The 16,471-nt window shown below is 71.2% G+C and carries 14 protein-coding genes and 1 pseudogene; 13 read left to right on the top strand and 2 right to left on the bottom strand.

Features of this window, described 5'->3' with window-relative positions:
* Nucleotides 1-58: 58 nt before the first annotated feature.
* From QF032_RS25565 to QF032_RS25590, 6 genes are all read left to right on the top strand, one after another.
* Complete coding sequence (locus QF032_RS25565; protein WP_307045656.1) at nucleotides 59-484, top strand: VOC family protein; 426 nt, start codon at nucleotides 59-61, stop codon at nucleotides 482-484.
* A 350-nt stretch (nucleotides 485-834) separates the two neighbouring features.
* The gene (locus tag QF032_RS25570) at nucleotides 835-2,475 is read left to right on the top strand and encodes a peptide ABC transporter substrate-binding protein (RefSeq protein WP_306949458.1); all 1,641 of its coding nucleotides are present in this window, start codon (nucleotides 835-837) and stop codon (nucleotides 2,473-2,475) included.
* A 6-nt stretch (nucleotides 2,476-2,481) separates the two neighbouring features.
* Nucleotides 2,482-3,405, top strand: a complete 924-nt coding sequence (locus QF032_RS25575) for an ABC transporter permease (protein WP_306949457.1) — start codon at nucleotides 2,482-2,484, stop codon at nucleotides 3,403-3,405.
* Nucleotides 3,398-4,408: an ABC transporter permease gene (locus tag QF032_RS25580; protein ID WP_307045658.1), complete on the top strand. Its 1,011-nt coding sequence runs from the start codon at nucleotides 3,398-3,400 to the stop codon at nucleotides 4,406-4,408. Before QF032_RS25575 ends, QF032_RS25580 begins: the two co-directional genes overlap by 8 nt.
* Before the next feature lie 7 nt (nucleotides 4,409-4,415).
* Nucleotides 4,416-5,399: an ABC transporter ATP-binding protein gene (locus QF032_RS25585; RefSeq protein WP_307045660.1), complete on the top strand. Its 984-nt coding sequence runs from the start codon at nucleotides 4,416-4,418 to the stop codon at nucleotides 5,397-5,399.
* On the top strand, nucleotides 5,392-6,432 hold the full coding sequence (locus QF032_RS25590) for an ABC transporter ATP-binding protein (RefSeq protein WP_307045662.1): 1,041 nt from the start codon (nucleotides 5,392-5,394) through the stop codon (nucleotides 6,430-6,432). The genes QF032_RS25585 and QF032_RS25590 overlap by 8 nt, the downstream gene beginning before the upstream one ends.
* Nucleotides 6,433-6,666: 234 nt before the next feature.
* On the opposite strand, the gene QF032_RS25595 is transcribed toward QF032_RS25590, so the two are convergent.
* Complete coding sequence (locus QF032_RS25595; RefSeq protein WP_307057648.1) at nucleotides 6,667-8,811, bottom strand: S9 family peptidase; 2,145 nt, start codon at nucleotides 8,809-8,811, stop codon at nucleotides 6,667-6,669.
* A gap of 180 nt (nucleotides 8,812-8,991) precedes the next feature.
* Here QF032_RS25595 and QF032_RS25600 point away from each other — a divergent pair, with 180 nt between their 5' ends.
* Nucleotides 8,992-9,186: a hypothetical protein gene (locus tag QF032_RS25600; protein ID WP_057584374.1), complete on the top strand. Its 195-nt coding sequence runs from the start codon at nucleotides 8,992-8,994 to the stop codon at nucleotides 9,184-9,186.
* A gap of 5 nt (nucleotides 9,187-9,191) precedes the next feature.
* Here QF032_RS25600 and QF032_RS25605 read toward each other — a convergent pair whose 3' ends face one another.
* Nucleotides 9,192-10,169, bottom strand: a complete 978-nt coding sequence (locus QF032_RS25605; protein WP_307057650.1) for a Scr1 family TA system antitoxin-like transcriptional regulator — start codon at nucleotides 10,167-10,169, stop codon at nucleotides 9,192-9,194.
* Between the two features lie 120 nt (nucleotides 10,170-10,289).
* On the opposite strand from QF032_RS25605, the gene QF032_RS25610 reads away from it, so the two are divergent.
* The 6 genes and pseudogenes from QF032_RS25610 (at nucleotide 10,290) to QF032_RS25635 (ending at nucleotide 16,404) form a co-directional block, all read left to right on the top strand.
* Nucleotides 10,290-10,748: an ATP-binding protein gene (locus QF032_RS25610; protein ID WP_307045668.1), complete on the top strand. Its 459-nt coding sequence runs from the start codon at nucleotides 10,290-10,292 to the stop codon at nucleotides 10,746-10,748.
* A 327-nt stretch (nucleotides 10,749-11,075) separates the two neighbouring features.
* Nucleotides 11,076-11,945, top strand: a complete 870-nt coding sequence (locus QF032_RS25615; RefSeq protein ID WP_307057652.1) for a helix-turn-helix domain-containing protein — start codon at nucleotides 11,076-11,078, stop codon at nucleotides 11,943-11,945.
* Nucleotides 11,944-12,451, top strand: a pseudogene (locus QF032_RS25620) (hypothetical protein); the annotation flags it as partial. The gene QF032_RS25615 and the pseudogene QF032_RS25620, both read left to right, overlap by 2 nt.
* Before the next feature lie 54 nt (nucleotides 12,452-12,505).
* Nucleotides 12,506-13,390 (top strand): N-acetyl-1-D-myo-inositol-2-amino-2-deoxy-alpha-D-glucopyranoside deacetylase, encoded by an 885-nt coding sequence (gene mshB, locus QF032_RS25625; protein ID WP_307045670.1) that lies wholly within the window; start codon nucleotides 12,506-12,508, stop codon nucleotides 13,388-13,390.
* The gene (locus tag QF032_RS25630; RefSeq protein WP_306949446.1) at nucleotides 13,390-13,800 is read left to right on the top strand and encodes a DUF6113 family protein; all 411 of its coding nucleotides are present in this window, start codon (nucleotides 13,390-13,392) and stop codon (nucleotides 13,798-13,800) included. The genes mshB and QF032_RS25630 overlap by 1 nt, the downstream gene beginning before the upstream one ends.
* A gap of 153 nt (nucleotides 13,801-13,953) precedes the next feature.
* The gene (locus tag QF032_RS25635) at nucleotides 13,954-16,404 is read left to right on the top strand and encodes a hypothetical protein (protein ID WP_307045672.1); all 2,451 of its coding nucleotides are present in this window, start codon (nucleotides 13,954-13,956) and stop codon (nucleotides 16,402-16,404) included.
* Nucleotides 16,405-16,471 lie beyond the last annotated feature (67 nt).

The following is a 16,471-nucleotide window of genomic DNA, read 5'->3' on the forward strand; positions in this document are numbered from 1 at the left end:
CGCGCCGATCTGCGCCCGCGCCGAGCGGGCGGGCGCCCGTAAAGCCGAGGACGACACGATGCTGCACCACGTCGAGCTGTGGGTCCCGGATCTGCCCCGGGCGGCGAGGGAGTGGGGCTGGCTGCTGGGCGGCCTCGGGTACGAGCCGTACCAGGACTGGGACCGGGGCCGCAGCTGGCGGCACGGCCCGACCTACCTCGTCGTCGAGCAGTCCCCGGCGATGCGGGACGACGGCGGCGGCCACGACCGGCTGCGCCCCGGCCTCAACCACCTCGCGTTCCACGCCGCGAGCCGGTCCGAACTCGACGCGCTGGTGGCGCGGGCGCCCGCGCACGGCTGGACGCCCCTGTTCGCCGAGCGGTATCCGCACGCGGGCGGCCCGGAGCACTACGCGGCCTATCTGGAGAACTCCGACGGCTTCGAGGTCGAGCTGGTGGTCCCGTCGCCCGCAGGACCCGACAAGCACAGCCCGAACCCTCCGTAACCGCGCCCCACCGACCTGCGCCCACCCGCCGTCCCGCGCCCCTCCCGCGCGTCCACGTCTCGCCCGCAGGCCCGCGCTGCCTCCGTCGGCCCGCGTCTTGCCCGCCCGCGCCCCGCGCGTGCCTCGTCCTGCGGCCGGGGCTCTCGCCCGCGCCTCGCCCGACGCCTCACCACCGCCCGCTCCCCTTCGTGCGGCCGTATCCGTGCGCCCGTTCGGGTGTGGTGCCACGGGTGCATTCGTTGCACCCGTACGGACGGGTGAAAGTGCGTCGAATCGCTTATGTACTGATATCGCCTGGTAAAGGATCAGGTGACAGGGCGACAGGCGCGCAGTCAACGAGGAGGCATCCCATGCGTGGAGCCACGCACGCCAAGTGGGTCGCATGCGCGGCCGCGGCAGCGCTCACGGCGACGGCCTGCGGCAGCGGGGGGAGCGACAGCGGGAGCGGCAGCGGCGACGGTGGCGCGGTCCTCAGTTCCTCCTGGGGTGACCCGCAGAACCCGCTGGAGCCCGCCAACACCAACGAGGTGCAGGGCGGCAAGGTCCTCGACATGATCTTCCGGAGCCTGAAGCGGTACAACCCGGAGACCGGCGCGGCCGAGGACATGCTGGCCGAGAAGATCGACACCTCGGACTCGCAGAACTTCACCATCACCGTCAAGGACGGCTGGACGTTCAGCAACGGCGAGAAGGTGACGGCGAAGTCGTTCGTCGACGCCTGGAACTACGGCGCGAGCCTGAAGAACAACCAGAAGAACGCGTACTTCTTCGAGTACATCGACGGCTACGCGGCCACCCACCCCGCCGAGGGCGGCAAGCAGACCGCCGACACCCTCTCCGGGCTCAAGGTCGTCAACGACAAGACCTTCACCGTCAAGCTCACGCAGAAGTTCTCCACCTTCCCCGACACGCTGGGCTACCCCGCCTTCGCCCCGCTGCCGCAGTCCTTCTTCAGCGACCACGCCGGCTGGCTGAAGAAGCCGGTCGGCAACGGGCCCTACACGATCGCGTCCTACACCAAGGGCTCCCAGATGGAGCTGAAGAAGTGGGCGGACTACCCCGGCGAGGACAAGGCGCAGAACGGCGGGGTGACCCTCAAGGTCTACACCGACAACAACACCGCCTACACCGACCTGATGGCCGGCAACCTCGACCTGGTCGACGACGTGCCCGCGGCCCAGCTCAAGAACGTCAAGGCCGACCTGGGCGACCGCTACCTCAACACCCCGGCCGGCATCATCCAGACGCTGGCGTTCCCGTTCTACGACAAGAAGTGGAACACCACCGGCTCGGAAAAGGTCCGCACCGGCCTGTCCCGCGCGATCGACCGCGAGCAGATCACCGACACGATCTTCCAGAAGACCCGCACCCCCGCCACCGACTGGACCTCCCCGGTGCTCGGCGCGGAGGGCGGCTTCAAGGAGGGCCTGTGCGGGGACGCCTGCGACTACGACCCCGCGGCCGCGAAGAAGCTCATCAAGGAGGGCGGCGGACTGCCGGGCGGCCAGGTGAAGATCAGCTACAACGCGGACACCGGGTCCCACAAGCAGTGGGTCGACGCGGTCTGCAACTCGATCAACAACGCCCTGGACAACGACAAGGCGTGCGTCGGCAACCCGGTCGGCACCTTCGCCGACTTCCGCAACCAGATCACCGACCGGAAGATGAGCGGCCCGTTCCGGGCGGGGTGGCAGATGGACTACCCCCTCATCCAGAACTTCCTCCAGCCGCTCTACTACACGAACGCCTCCTCCAACGACGGCAAGTGGTCGAACAAGGACTTCGACACGCTCGTCAACCAGGCGAACGCCGAGACCGACACCGCCAAGGCCGTGGAGACGTTCCAGAAGGCCGAGGAGGTCGTCCGCGACAACATGGCCGCCATCCCGCTCTGGTACCAGAACGGGAGCGCCGGCTACTCGGAGCGGCTCTCCAACGTCAAGCTCAACCCGTTCTCCGTCCCGGTGTACAACGAGATCAAGGTCAGCTGACCCGCCGTGGGCCGGTATGTGATCCGGCGTCTGCTCCAGATGATCCCCGTGTTCATCGGGGCGACGCTGCTCATCTTCCTGATGGTGAACGTGATGGGCGACCCCATCGCCGGCCTGTGCGGTGACCGGCAGTGCGACCCGGCCACCGCCACCCAGCTGAAGAAGGAGTTCGGCCTCGACAAGCCGGTGTGGCAGCAGTACCTGACCTACATGGGGAACGTCTTCACCGGAGACTTCGGTACGGCGTTCAACGGCCAGCCGGTCACCGAGCTGATGTCGACGGCGTTCCCGGTCACCATCCGGCTGACCGTCGTGGCGATCGTCTTCGAGATCGTCATCGGCATCACCCTGGGCGTCGTGACGGGCCTGCGCCGGGGCCGGCCCGTCGACACCGGGGTCCTGCTGCTGACCCTCGTGGTGATCTCCGTCCCCACCTTCGTCACCGGCCTGCTGCTGCAACTGCTGCTCGGCGTGGAGTGGGGCTGGATCAAACCGTCCGTCTCCTCGGACGCCGAGTTCGGCGAACTGATCGTGCCGGGGCTGGTGCTGGCGTCCGTGTCGCTGGCGTACGTCACCCGGCTGACCCGCACCTCGATCGCGGAGAACAAGCGGTCCGACTACGTCCGCACGGCGATCGCCAAGGGGCTGCCGCGCCGCCGGGTCGTCACCCGGCATCTGCTGCGCAACTCCCTCATCCCGGTGGTCACCTTCATCGGCACCGACATCGGGGCCCTGATGGGCGGCGCGATCGTCACCGAGCGCATCTTCAACATCCACGGCGTCGGCTTCCAGCTCTACCAGGGGATCCTCCGCCAGAACACCCAGACCGTCGTCGGCTTCGTGACCGTCCTCGTCCTGGTGTTCCTGGTGGCCAATCTGCTCGTCGATCTCCTGTACGCCGTACTCGACCCGAGGATCCGCTATGCCTGAGCCGACGCCGGAGCATCATCTGCCGGGCGCGGGCCGCACACCGGAGGAGGGAGCCATCGCCGACACCGGCATGGGCGGGGCGATGGACCTCGCCACGGCGGAGGGGGAGACGCTGGAGAAGGCCCCGGGCGGCCCGCAGGGCTCCGGTCCGCCCGAGAAGGCCCGCTCCCTGTGGTCCGACGCCTGGCGGGACCTGCGCCGCAACCCCGTCTTCATCGTCTCCGCCCTGGTCATCCTGTTCCTGGTGTTCATCTCCCTGTGGCCCGGGTCCATCACCTGGCTGAGCCCCCTCAAGTGCGACCTGTCCAAGGCCCAGGAGGGCTCTCAGCCCGGCCACCCCTTCGGCTTCGACGGCCAGGGCTGTGACGTCTACACACGCGTCGTCTACGGCGCCCGTACGTCCGTCACGGTGGGCGTCCTCGCCACGCTCGGCGTCGCGCTCTTCGGCAGTGTGCTCGGCGGGCTGGCCGGGTTCTTCGGCGGGTCGGGGGACGCGATCCTGTCCCGGATCACCGACGTCTTCTTCGCCATCCCCGTCGTCCTCGGCGGCCTCGTCCTGCTCTCCGTGGTGACCAGCAACACCGTCTGGCCCGTCATCGGGTTCATGGTGCTGCTCGGCTGGCCGCAGATCTCCCGCATCGCCCGCGGCTCGGTGATCACGGCCAAGCAGAACGACTACGTCCAGGCGGCCCGTGCCCTGGGCGCCTCCCACTCCCGGCTGCTGCTGCGGCACATCACGCCCAACGCGGTCGCCCCGGTGATCGTCGTGGCGACCATCGCGCTCGGCACGTACATCGCGCTGGAGGCGACCCTCTCCTACCTCGGCGTCGGTCTGAAGCCGCCGACCGTCTCCTGGGGCATCGACATCTCCGCCGCCTCCCCGTACATCCGCAACGCCCCGCACGCCCTGCTGTGGCCCTCGGGCGCCCTGGCCCTCACGGTCCTGGCCTTCATCATGCTCGGCGACGCGGTCCGCGACGCCCTCGACCCGAAGCTGAGGTGACGGGCGGATGCTGCTCGAAGTGCGCGACCTGCACGTGGAGTTCCGCACCCGGGACGGTGTCGCCCGGGCCGTCAACGGCGTCAGCTACGGCGTGGACGCCGGCGAGACGCTCGCGGTACTCGGCGAGTCCGGGTCCGGCAAGTCCGTCACCGCCCAGGCGATCATGGGCATCCTCGACATTCCGCCCGGCCGCATCACCTCCGGCGAGATCCTCTTCCAGGGCAGGGACCTGCTGAAGCTCAAGGAGGACGAGCGCCGCAAGGTGCGGGGGGCCGAGATGGCCATGATCTTCCAGGACGCCCTGTCGTCCCTGAACCCCGTGCTGTCGGTCGGCGACCAGCTCGGCGAGATGTTCGTCGTGCACCGGGGGATGTCACGGAAGGACGCGCGCGCCAAGGCCGTCGAGCTGATGGACCGCGTCCGCATCCCCGGTGCCCGGGAACGGGTCAAGGACTACCCGCACCAGTTCTCCGGCGGCATGCGCCAGCGCATCATGATCGCGATGGCGATGGCCCTGGAGCCGGCGCTGATCATCGCCGACGAGCCGACCACCGCCCTCGACGTCACGGTCCAGGCCCAGGTCATGGACCTGCTCGCGGATCTGCAGCGCGAGTACCACATGGGCCTCATCCTCATCACCCACGACCTCGGCGTGGTCGCGGACGTCGCCGACCGCATCGCCGTCATGTACGCGGGCCGGATCGTCGAGTCGGCCCCCGTGCACGACATCTACAAGGCGCCGGCCCACCCCTACACCCGAGGCCTGCTCGACTCCATCCCGCGGCTCGACCAGAAGGGCCAGGAGCTCTACGCCATCAAGGGCCTGCCGCCCAACCTCATGCACATCCCGCCCGGCTGCGCCTTCAACCCGCGCTGCCCGATGGCCCGGGAGGTGTGCCGCCGGGACGTCCCGCCGCTGTACGACGTCGAGGACTCCGACGCGGACCGCACCAGCGCCTGCCACTTCTGGAGGGAGTGCCTGCATGACTGAGCCGATTCTGGAGGTCAGCGGGCTGGTCAAGCACTATCCGCTCACCCGGGGCATCCTCTTCAAGAAGCAGGTCGGCGCGGTGAAGGCCGTCGACGGGGTCGACCTGACCCTGCACCGTGGCGAGACCCTCGGCATCGTCGGCGAGTCGGGCTGCGGCAAGTCGACCGTCGCCAAGATGCTGGTCAACCTGGAGAAGCCGACGGCCGGCGAGATCCGGTACAAGGGCGAGGACATCACCAAGCTGTCCGGGCGGGCCCTCAAGGCGGTCCGGCGCAACATCCAGATGGTGTTCCAGGACCCGTACACCTCCCTCAACCCCCGGATGACGGTGGGCGACATCATCGGGGAGCCGTACGAGATCCACCCGGAAGTGGCCCCGAAGGGCGACCGGCGGCGCAAGGTCCAGGATCTGCTGGACGTCGTCGGGCTCAACCCGGAGTACATCAACCGGTACCCGCACCAGTTCTCCGGAGGCCAGCGCCAGCGCATCGGCATCGCGCGGGGGCTGGCCCTGCGCCCCGAGGTGATCGTCGCCGACGAGCCGGTGTCCGCGCTGGACGTGTCGGTGCAGGCGCAGGTGATCAACCTGCTGGACCGGCTGCAGAGCGAGTTCGACCTGTCCTACCTGTTCATCGCCCACGACCTGTCGATCGTCCGGCACATCTCCGACCGCGTCGGGGTCATGTACCTCGGGCGGATCGTGGAGATCGGCCGCGACGCCGAGATCTACGACCATCCCACGCACCCGTACACCCAGGCCCTGCTGTCCGCGGTGCCCCTGCCGGACCCGGAGGCGCGCGAGCACCGGGAGCGGATCATCCTGGTGGGCGACGTGCCGTCGCCGACGAACATCCCCTCCGGCTGCCGCTTCCGCACCCGCTGCTGGAAGGCGCGGGAGCGCTGCGCGCTGGAGGTGCCCGCGCTGGCCGTCCCGGCGGAGTTCCGCCACGCCACGGGGCCCGAGGCGCACGACTCGGCGTGCCACTTCGCCGAGCTGAAGCAGGTCGTCCCGCCGGAGGAACCACAGGCCTGACGCAGACCGGTCCGAGACCGCACGGGTCGACGCAACCGCACATTTGCGCAGCAACCGCGTTAACACGCAGGCAACTTGGCCGACCCGATTCCGATATACGGACGCGTCAGGCTGAACAGCGTACGGCCGTGCGGGTGCCGTAAACGGGCCGGGGCGCATGTCGCCCCGGCCCGCTTTTCCGCGCCTGAGCCGGCGCCGCTCTCGCGGAGCCGGCTGGTGTCTCGTCGTGGTTCCTCAACCGATGGTTGCGCTGTCCTGTGGTGTGTCGCTGTCGCTGCTCAGTCCAAGGGCACGCCGGAGGAAGTCGACCTGGAGCAGGAGCAGGTTCTCCGCGACCTGTTCCTGCGGGGTCATGTGGGTGACGCCCGACAGGGGGAGCACCTCGTGCGGGCGGCCGGCGGCCAGCAGGGCCGAGGACAGCCGCAGGGCGTGCGCGACGACCACGTTGTCGTCGGCCAGGCCGTGGACGATCATCAGCGGCCGGTGCGGTTCGGCGGGCTCGGCCAGCCCCCCGTCGGTGACCAGCGAACTCTTTGCGTACGCCGCCGGTGACGTGGCCGGGTCGCCGAGGTAGCGCTCGGTGTAGTGGGTGTCGTAGAGCCGCCAGTCGGTCACCGGGGCGCCGGCGATGCCCGCGTGGAAGACGTCGGGGCGGCGCAGCACCGCGAGGGCGGCGAGCCAGCCGCCGAAGGACCAGCCGCGGATCGCCACCCGGGAGAGGTCGAGGGGGTGGTTCTTCGCCAGATCCTCCAGCGCCTCGATCTGGTCGTCGAGGGCGACCGTGAAGTCGTGGTGGATCGCCTTCTCCCAGCCGGGCGTGCCCCGGCCGTCGGCGACGATCACCGCGAAGCCCTGGTCGGCGAACCACTGGGAGGTGAGGTGCGCGTTGCGCGCGGCCACCACCCGCTGCCCGTGCGGACCGCCGTAGGGGTCCATGAGCACGGGCAGAGGGGCGTCGCCGCGGTGGTTCGAGGGCAACAGAACGGCGCACGGAATATGCCGTGCGCCCCCCTCTACGAGCTTCACGCGCGGGGTCAGGCCCGGATCCGCCGCACAGGACCCGACGGACGCGACGGGCTTCCCGTCCCGCAGCACCCGCGCCACGGTGCCCGGCCGGTCCAGCACCGCCGACGTCAGCACGGTCACGTTCCCGGCGCGGACCGCCCCGTGCACGCCGGGCTCCTGGGAGCAACGCTCGACGCCGAGCTCGTTCACCCGGTAGACGTGCACCTCGCCGACCTCGGGCGCCGCCGCGCCGGCCCCGGCTGAGGCGGCGACCAGCACGTCGTCGGACGTGACGTCCAGCACCGCCCGCACCTGCAAATGGTCGCCGGTCAGCGGGCGTTCGCCGACCGTGAGGACCCGTGCGCCGCCCTCGTCGGCGATCCGGACCAGCTGCCCCGAGGGGCTCCAACAGGGCACTCCAGGGAAAAGTTCCAGCCAAATCCGATCTTCGTCGGCATGCACCATCCGGGTCGCTCCGGAGTCGGTGTCCACCGCCAGGAACAGCTGACTTCGCTGGTCGCGCGCCTGTACGAGCAGCAACGGCGCCCCCGCCCCTGACCAGTGCACTCGCGCCAGATACGGATAGCGCGCACGATCCCAGACGACCTCCGTGCGCACCCCGTCGAGACCGAACACGAACAGCCGTACGTCAGCATTGGGCGTCCCGGCCGCCGGATAACGCACGTGGCGTGGGTCACGTTTCGGCTGGGCCGGATCGGAGATCCACCACTGCTCCACCGGCGTGTCGTCCACCCGGGCGACCAGCAGCCGGTCCGACTCCGGAGCCCACCAGAACCCGCGCGAACGGTCCATCTCCTCGGCCGCGATGAACTCGGCCAATCCATAGGAAACCGGGTCCGATTCCGGCTCCGCGACCGCCCGGTCGTCCCCGCCCTCCGCGCCCACCACCCGCAGCGCGCCCCCTGCGACATAGGCGACGAGTCGCCCGTCAGGGGACGGACGGGGGTCGATCACCGGGCCGGCGACCGGCAGCTCGGTGGCCGTCCCGGCCCTCAGCTCGGCCGTGAAAAGCCGCCCTGACAAGGCGAAAGACGCCAGCTCCACGCCCGCGTCGGTGGCGTAGCCGACGATGCCGGCACCGGCCTCGCGGCTGCGTTCACGGCGCGCCCGCTCCTCGGTCGAGAGGTCCTCCGAGGCGCCCCCGAGGAGGGCGCGCGGGTCGGCGGCCAGGCGTTCCGTGCCGTCCGCCGGATCGAGGACCCAGAGCGCGCCCGCGCGGTCCGTGCCGGAGCCGGAGCGCAGGAACACCACGCGGGAGCCGTCGGGGGCCACCGTGAACGAACGCGGCGCGCCGAGAGTGAAACGCTGGGTGCGGGCGTGCCTGCGGGGGAAGGAGTCGGACTCGGTCGTCATCCCCCGACCATATTGGCCATGCGACCCCCTTGTGCGGCTGTGCGCCGAGAGATGCGCGCCCACACGTAGTTATGATCACTAGCGCTGAGTGGGTATGAACCTGCTGGCAGTCGTATGGATTTACGTGTTCCCTCGCTCTGTTTTCCCCCACGTTTCCCGGGTCCTTGGAGGTGAGCCGCCGTGGCACTCTCGATTTCGGCGGTGGTGCTGCTGGCGATCGTCGTCTTCTTGTTGATCAAGAAGTCGGGACTGAAGGGCGGTCACGCTGTCGTCTGCATCCTGCTCGGCTTCTATCTGGCCTCCTCGACGATCGCTCCCACCATCAGCGACCTGACGACGAGCGTGGCGAGCATGATCGGCAGCATCAAGTTCTGACGCCGTCAGCTCTCCGACGCGTACGGCACGAAGTCGGCCCAGGCTTCCGGCGAGAGCCGGAGGCGGGGGCCCTCGGCGTGCTTGGAGTCGCGGACGTGGACGGTGGCGGTGGTGACGGCGATCTCCACGCAGGACTCACCGTCAGGCCCGCTGCTGTAGCTGCTCTTGAACCACGTCGGTTCGGATGGGCCCCCGGCGGCGTGCTCGCGGATCATGTCTCTCCCAGCAGCACTGAACGCCCCGTCGGAACGGCCTACTCCGGTGCCGTCCTCGAACTTCAGCAGCTCGATCCTGCCGCTGAGGCCAGGATGGGCACCACTGTCCATCGGCATCACCTGAAGCGTCACGTTGTTCAACCGCCCCACCTGTAGCAGGCGTTCGAACTGTTGTCGCCTCACCATTGTGCCCCCAACCTTGCGGCGCAGCGTCGACTCTTCCAGGACGAACCCCAGCGCGGGCGCAGGCGACCGTTCGAAGACGGCTTGCCGTGCCATGCGAGCCGCCACCAGCCGTTCCACATCTTCCGGCGTGTAGGCAGGCTGCCAAGATTCCAGCAAGGCGCGCGCATGCTCGGGAGTCTGCAACAGCCCATGAATGTTGTTGCACTCGTACACCCCGATCTCGACAGCCCTCGCTTCCATCGCCGCCAGATCCCGCACCTTTTTCGGGTACCGGACCTTCTTCACGTCCTCCTTCATCGCCGAGAGCAGCCCGTCCGCTCCCAACACCCTGTCGGCCTTGTCCAGGTACTCGGGGCGGGGGATCCGCTTGCCCCCCTCGATCTTGTAGACGAGGTCCTCGCCGTAGCCGACCGCCAGCCCGAAGTCGGCCGCGCGCATCCCCACGGCCTCGCGCCGCAGCTTCAGCTGCCGCCCCACCGTCTCCACGACGGCGACGCCCCAGTCGTCGTCCGGATCCACCTCCCAACCCGGCTCGTCCGCCTCCTCCTTGAGCTGCACCGGCTTGCCGTTCACCTGGGTCATTCGCACCCCTCCGTCACCCGAACCGACAGTTCCGACACGACCGGACAACGCCCGGACAGTCACCGTACGCAACTGCTCCATCACTGTTCACGGTAAGCGGGGACGGCCACTCTGAGTGACGTGATCCAGGATTCCGTCTCCTCCGGGACTCGACCCGGCCAGCACTTCCGCAACTTCAGCGTGCGGTTGTCTCCCACGCCTCGCGGAGCGCGCCTCGCCCGTCTGCTCGCCGTCGAGCAACTGCGCTTCTGGGGCGTGCCGGTGGACCCGGCCTGCCAGATCGTCGCCGAACTCGCGGCGAACGCGGTGACCCACGGACGCGTACCGGGCCGGGACTTCCGACTCACGCTCTACGTCATCGCGGACACGCTGCGCATCGAGGTCACCGACACGGCGGGGGACCGCCCGCCCCGGCCGCCGCAGCCCGGCCCCGACACCGAATCCGAGTCCGGCCGCGGACTGCTCCTGGTCGAGGCGCTCGCCGACCGCTGGGGCTGGGCTCCGGAGCTGCGCCCGCGCAAGACGGTGTGGGCCGAGGTCGCTCTCCCACCGGATGCGGCTCGCCACCACACCTCGTGACGGACGGAGGACGACGGGCGAGCCGAAGTCCGTCCGCCGCCGGAACCCGCATCCTCGCGCTTCGGTGCCAGGGGCGCTCTCTCCAAAGGACCACGACGGCGGAGAAAGAACCCGACCAAGCCCCACCCCTCCCGCCCGCCGGGCAAACTCACTCCCGCGAGTGAATATGCCCAACTCGACTGGATTCGTGACGGGTTGCCTGCCTTACGCTCAGCGCAACGCAGCACAGAGCCACAGCGCTGCACCACCACCCCAGACATGCGACGGCCCCCGCCGGGACGGCAATCCCAGTGCGAGGGCCTGACCACCGAGGAAGGCCACTTCCCGATGGACACCGAAAACCCTAGCGCGCCTCCGTGCGCCGAGTCCCGTAACGCGGGCAAAAACCACCCCCGTGCGGGCGGACTCACCCACGACAACGCCCGGCACACCACCCGCTTCACGGTGATCGGCAACCACCTCGCCCAGCACCGGGAGCTGTCGCTCCTGGCGATCGGGCTCGGGGTGCACCTCCAGTCGCTGCCCAAGGGCGCCCGCGTCGACATCAAGTCCCTCACCGCACGCTTCCCCGAAGGCGCCACGCGGATCGCCGCAGCCCTGCGCGAGCTGGAGTCCCACGGCTACCTGCGCCGCGAACGCTCCCGCATCCCCGGCGGCCGGATCGTCACCCGCACGGTCTCCTGCAACCAGCCCGGCCACCGCGACCGCCGTCCGTCAGCCGCCGACCGCGCCCCTGGCACGGCTGCCCCCGCCCAGCCGAAGAAGCGCGGACCTCGCAAGCCGCTCCCCGCCGTCCCGCGCCCCGGGTACCCCGCCCCGGCTCTTCTCCAGGCAGCCACCGACCTTCTCGCGGGCCTGCGCCGCCACGACCCCGGCCTCCTCCTCTCCGCCTGCGACACGGCCCATCTCGCCCCCGGTGTCGCCGCCTGGCTGGAGCGGGACGTCAGCCCCGCCGCCGTACGTCAGGCCCTCACCGCCGACCTTCCGCCGGAGGGCGTCCGCCGCCCCGCCGCCCTCCTGGCCCATCGCCTCACGGTCCTGCTGCCACCACCACCCCCGTTCCGCGCGCCCGACGCCCCGCCTCAGGCCGTCCAGTACGGCATGGAGAACTGCGACGGCTGCGACCGCGGCATCCGCTCACCCGAGCCGGGAGCCCGCTGCCGCGACTGCCGGGAGTCGTCGGCGGCGGCTCTCTGATCGGGCCACGGCCGAGTGGGCTGCCCGGCCCGTGGCCATCGGGCCCGAATGGTGGGCCGCGCTGACACTGCGCCCGCTCGTCGCCGGCCCGCACAACATGCCCGTCATCACCGACCCGGAGGACGCGCGTGCCGACCTGGCGCTGGCCGCGCTGTCCGCCATCACCCACGCGAAGCTGGACGTGCCCGACCGTCGCCGACCCCGTCATCGAACTCACCGCACGAGGCCTGGACAGCATGCGCCGGGCCGCAGATTTCTGGAGGAACCTGGTGGCCGTGGACCTTTCCTTCTACAAGTCATCCATCTCCGAGGAGATCCGCGACGAGGGCCGTGCTCAGCGAGGTGCCGAGGACGTTCTTCTCGTTCTGGAGACCCGTGGCCTCGACGTCACCGACCAGGTTCGCGAGCGCATCACCGGCTGCGACGACCCCGATCTCCTGCGGGACTGGCTCACCCGGGCCGTCACCGTGTCGTCCGCCACAGCGATCTTCGCCGAGCAGGAGTGACGGACCGGCGGGGAGGTGGCGGGGGGAGACGGGACGCCTCGTAGGGTTGGCCCCATGACGGAACTGCCCTCCCGGCGTCTGTTGCTGGTGCACGCGCACCCGGACGACGAGTCGATCAACAACGGCGCGACCATGGCCAGGTACGCGGCCGAGGGCGCCCACGTGACCCTGGTCACCTGCACCCTCGGTGAACGCGGCGAGGTCATCCCGCCGGAGCTGCGGCACCTGACCGGCGCCGCGCTGGGCGAGCACCGCAAGGCGGAGCTCGCGGCGGCCATGGCCGAGCTCGGCGTGCACGACGTCCGGCTGCTCGGCGGCCCGGGCCGGTACGGCGACTCGGGGATGATGGGCCTCCCCGACAACGACGACCCGGCATGCTTCTGGCAGGCCGACGTCGACGAGGCGGCCGCGTCCCTCGCCGAGGTGATCCTCGAGGTGCGCCCCCAGGTCCTCGTCACCTACGACGAGGACGGCGGCTACGGCCACCCCGACCACATCCAGGCCCACCGGGTCGCCATGCGCGCCGCCGAGCTGGCCGGGGCCGCCGGCTGGCGCATCCCGAAGGTGTACTGGAACCGCGTCCCGCGCTCCGTCGCCGAGGACGCCTTCGCGAGGCTCCGGGAGGAGCTGCCGGGCCTCCCCTTCCCGAGCGCCGCCGCCGTGTCCGACGTGCCGGGGGTCGTGGACGACGACCGCGTCACCGCCGAGATCGACGGAGGCGCCGGACACGCCGCCGCCAAGGCCGCCGCGATGCGGGCGCACGCCACCCAGATCGCCGTCGCCCCGGGGGAGAGGTGCTTCGCCCTCTCCAACGACCTCGCCCAGCCCCTCTTCACGACCGAGTACTACGAGCTCGTCCGCGGCGAGGCGGCCGGGCACGGCGGGAACAGGGAGACCGACCTGTTCGCCGGAACGACCGACGCGGCGGAGGCGGCCTGATGTCCGACCGGGGTTCGATGCTCGCCCAGCCGCTGCGGATGCCGCCCGCCGGGCGGGCCGCCGCCTACGCCGGGCTGCTGCTGCTCGGCGCGCTCACCGGACTCGCCGGAGCGCTCGTCCAGGCCGGCTGGTTCCCGGGCGGACTGCTCCTCGCGCTCGTGGGCGCCGCCGGGCTGTTCGTCGGCGGCGCGCGGGCCGTCGGCAGCCGCGCCGGGGCCGTCGCACCCGCCGCCGGCTGGATGATCTCTGTCGTCCTCTCCACCGCCGGCCGCCCGGAGGGCGACTTCCTGTTCGGCGCGGGCGGTGGCTCGTATCTGTTCCTGCTCGGCGGCATGGCCCTTGCTGTGATCTGCGCCACCCTTGGCGGAGGGCGGCAACCGGGCGGTGACGACGTCCGACTTGGCAAGTGACGTACCACTTCACCCCGGCGTGACCGTGGGAGTCCCGTGTGGGTCTTCCGGCGGTCGTGGGATACGGGCCAGAAGTGGCCAGTATGGTGGTGCGCGCCGCCGAGCAGCCCGTGAGGTCGTGGCGAGCGGCGGAGCCAACCTGGAGAACCTGCCTTGAGTCGTGAAACTGACAGTCCGTCCTCCGGGCCCAACGGGCGCGGCGGAGCCGCATACCCCTCGGGTACGCCGCCGTACGGCACCCCCGTGGTGTCCGACGGCGCTGCGGACGCGGGCCGTTCGGCCGCGCAGCCGGAGGAACGCAAGACCGAGACCACGCTGACCACCCGGATCCGTATCAACATCCCGGGATCGCGGCCCATTCCGCCGGTCGTCGTGCGTACCCCCGTCGCCGACGCCGAGAGCGCGGGCGACGACAGCAGTCCGGGCGGCAGGGCCGACACCGGCGTCGACGCGCAGCAGACGGCCGCCATGGGCGCCGTCGGCTCGACCTCGTCCGACACCGGCTCGTTCGAGCTGCCCGGCGACCCCGCGTCCGGCGCCGAGGACAAGACGAGCGACTGGTTCGCGCCACGCAAGTCCGCGCCGGGCAAGCCCGCTCAGGGCGGCGGCGGCACCAACGGAGCCGGTCTGCCGGGCGGTTCGGCCGCCGGGGCCGACGCTTCCGCGAACGCCCCCGCAGCCGCAGGCCCGAACCCCGGTGCCGGTGCCGCTGCGCCCGGCGGCGCGCGGCCCGGCGCGGGGCGTCCCGGCGGGGTGGTCGGCTCCATGAGCGTGCCGGGCGGCGCCCGTTCCGGCGGCACCAACGGCGCGGGGCTCTCCGGTGCGACCGGCGGTCCCGTCGCTCCGGGACACGGCGGCGGCACGGGTTCCTTCGACGTGACCGAGGCGCTGGCCGCCGGTCCGCTCGGCAACGGCCCGCGCACGGGCCAGGGCCGGACGCAGGGCCAGGGTCAGGGCCAGGGACAGCCGCAGGGCAAGGCGCAGGGCCCGGGGCAGGGGCCGGCGCAGGGGCCGGCGCAGGGCGGCGCCGAGTCGCGCCGTGACGACCTGCCGTACTTCTCCGGCACCGGCCAGAACGGTCTCCCGGCCCCGACCGGCGTGAACGGCGCCGGCGGTCAGGCCGGCCTCCCGGCCGGACCCGGCGGGCCCGGCGGCCCCTACGACTTCAACGGCCCCGACGGACCGGGCGGTCCCGACGGCAGGGGCGGTCCCGCGGGCCCGACCGGCGGCCCGGTCACCGGCGACGGGCCGATCGTGCCCCCGATGCACTCCGGCGCCCCCGGCGCGCCGTCCGGCCCCGGTGGTCCCGGCGGACCGCGTTCCGCCGCCCCCGGCGTGGGAGTCGGCGTCGGAACCGGCGCCGGAACCGGCCGGCTCCCCGGCGGCGGCCTGAGCGACGACACCGCCATCCTCACCCCGCAGAAGCCCGCCCCGGCCCCGGCCCCGGGCGGGTACGGCGGCCGTCCGGCCGACAACGTCTCCGGGCACACCGTCACCAGCGGCATCCCCGTCGTGCCCGCCGGCGGCGGTCCGGGCGGATCGGGAGCCCCCTTCACGGGCGGCGCGCCGTCCGAGGGGCCGCTGCCGCACACCCCGCCCAAGGGTCCGGGGCAGGGTGCGCAGAGCACGTCCGCCGGCGACGCCAAGAAGAAGAAAAAGAAGAAGGGCCGCAGCAAACTCCCGCTGCTGGGCGGCCTGGTGGTCGTGGCGGGCGTCGGCGTCTACGGCGCGGGCCTGCTGATGAACCACTCCGACGTGCCCAAGGGCACCACCGTGCTCGGCGTCGACATCGGCGGCGGCACCCGCGACGACGCCGTCAAGAAGCTCGACGAGGCGTTCGACAAGCGGGCCGCGCAGGCGCTGAAGCTGTCCGTCGGCGGCGACACCGTCACCCTCAAGCCGGACCAGGCGGGCCTGCAGTTCGACATGCAGGCCACCGTCGACGACGCCGCGACGAGCGACTACAACCCGGTCTCCGTGATCGGCTCGCTGTTCGGGCAGCACCGTGAGGTCGAGCCCGTGATGCCGGTGGACGAGGAGAAGCTCCAGGCGGCCCTGAAGACCGCCGCGGGCGGCTCCGGCTCGGCCCAGGACGGCACCATCAAGTTCACGTCGGGCAAGGCCGTTCCCGTCTACGGCAAGGCGGGCAAGGGCATCGACGCGGCCAAGGCCGAGTCGGCGGTGGTGGACGCCTACCGCAGCCAGGTGGAGACCGGCACCGCCGCCGCGGTCACGGTGCCGACCACCACCAGGCAGCCGACCGTCTCGAACGCCGAGGTCGACCGCATGATGAAGGCGTTCGCCGAACCGGCCATGTCCGGCAAGGTCACCGTGCAGACCGACGCGGCGCACGCCGTCCCGATGAGTCCGAAGAACTCGCTGTGGAAGTTCCTCGGCGTCAAGGCCATCGACGGCAAGCTGGTGGAGAGCTACGACAAGGCCGCGCTGAAGGAGCTCTACGGCGGCGCGTTCGACGGCGTGCTGATCACCCGCGGCACCGGCCAGAAGACGCCGGTCACCGTGGAGGACGTGATCAGCGCCCTGCGCCCGGCCCTGATCAGCAGGACGGACCGCGTCGGGATCATCGACACCGACCCCAGCTGACGCGCGTCCGGCGTTCGACCGGCGTTCGACCCGGGTGGCGCATGACATCTGTCATGCGCCACCCCGG

The sequence above is a fragment of the Streptomyces achromogenes genome, assembly GCF_030816715.1.
Taxonomy (GTDB): domain Bacteria; phylum Actinomycetota; class Actinomycetes; order Streptomycetales; family Streptomycetaceae; genus Streptomyces; species Streptomyces achromogenes_A.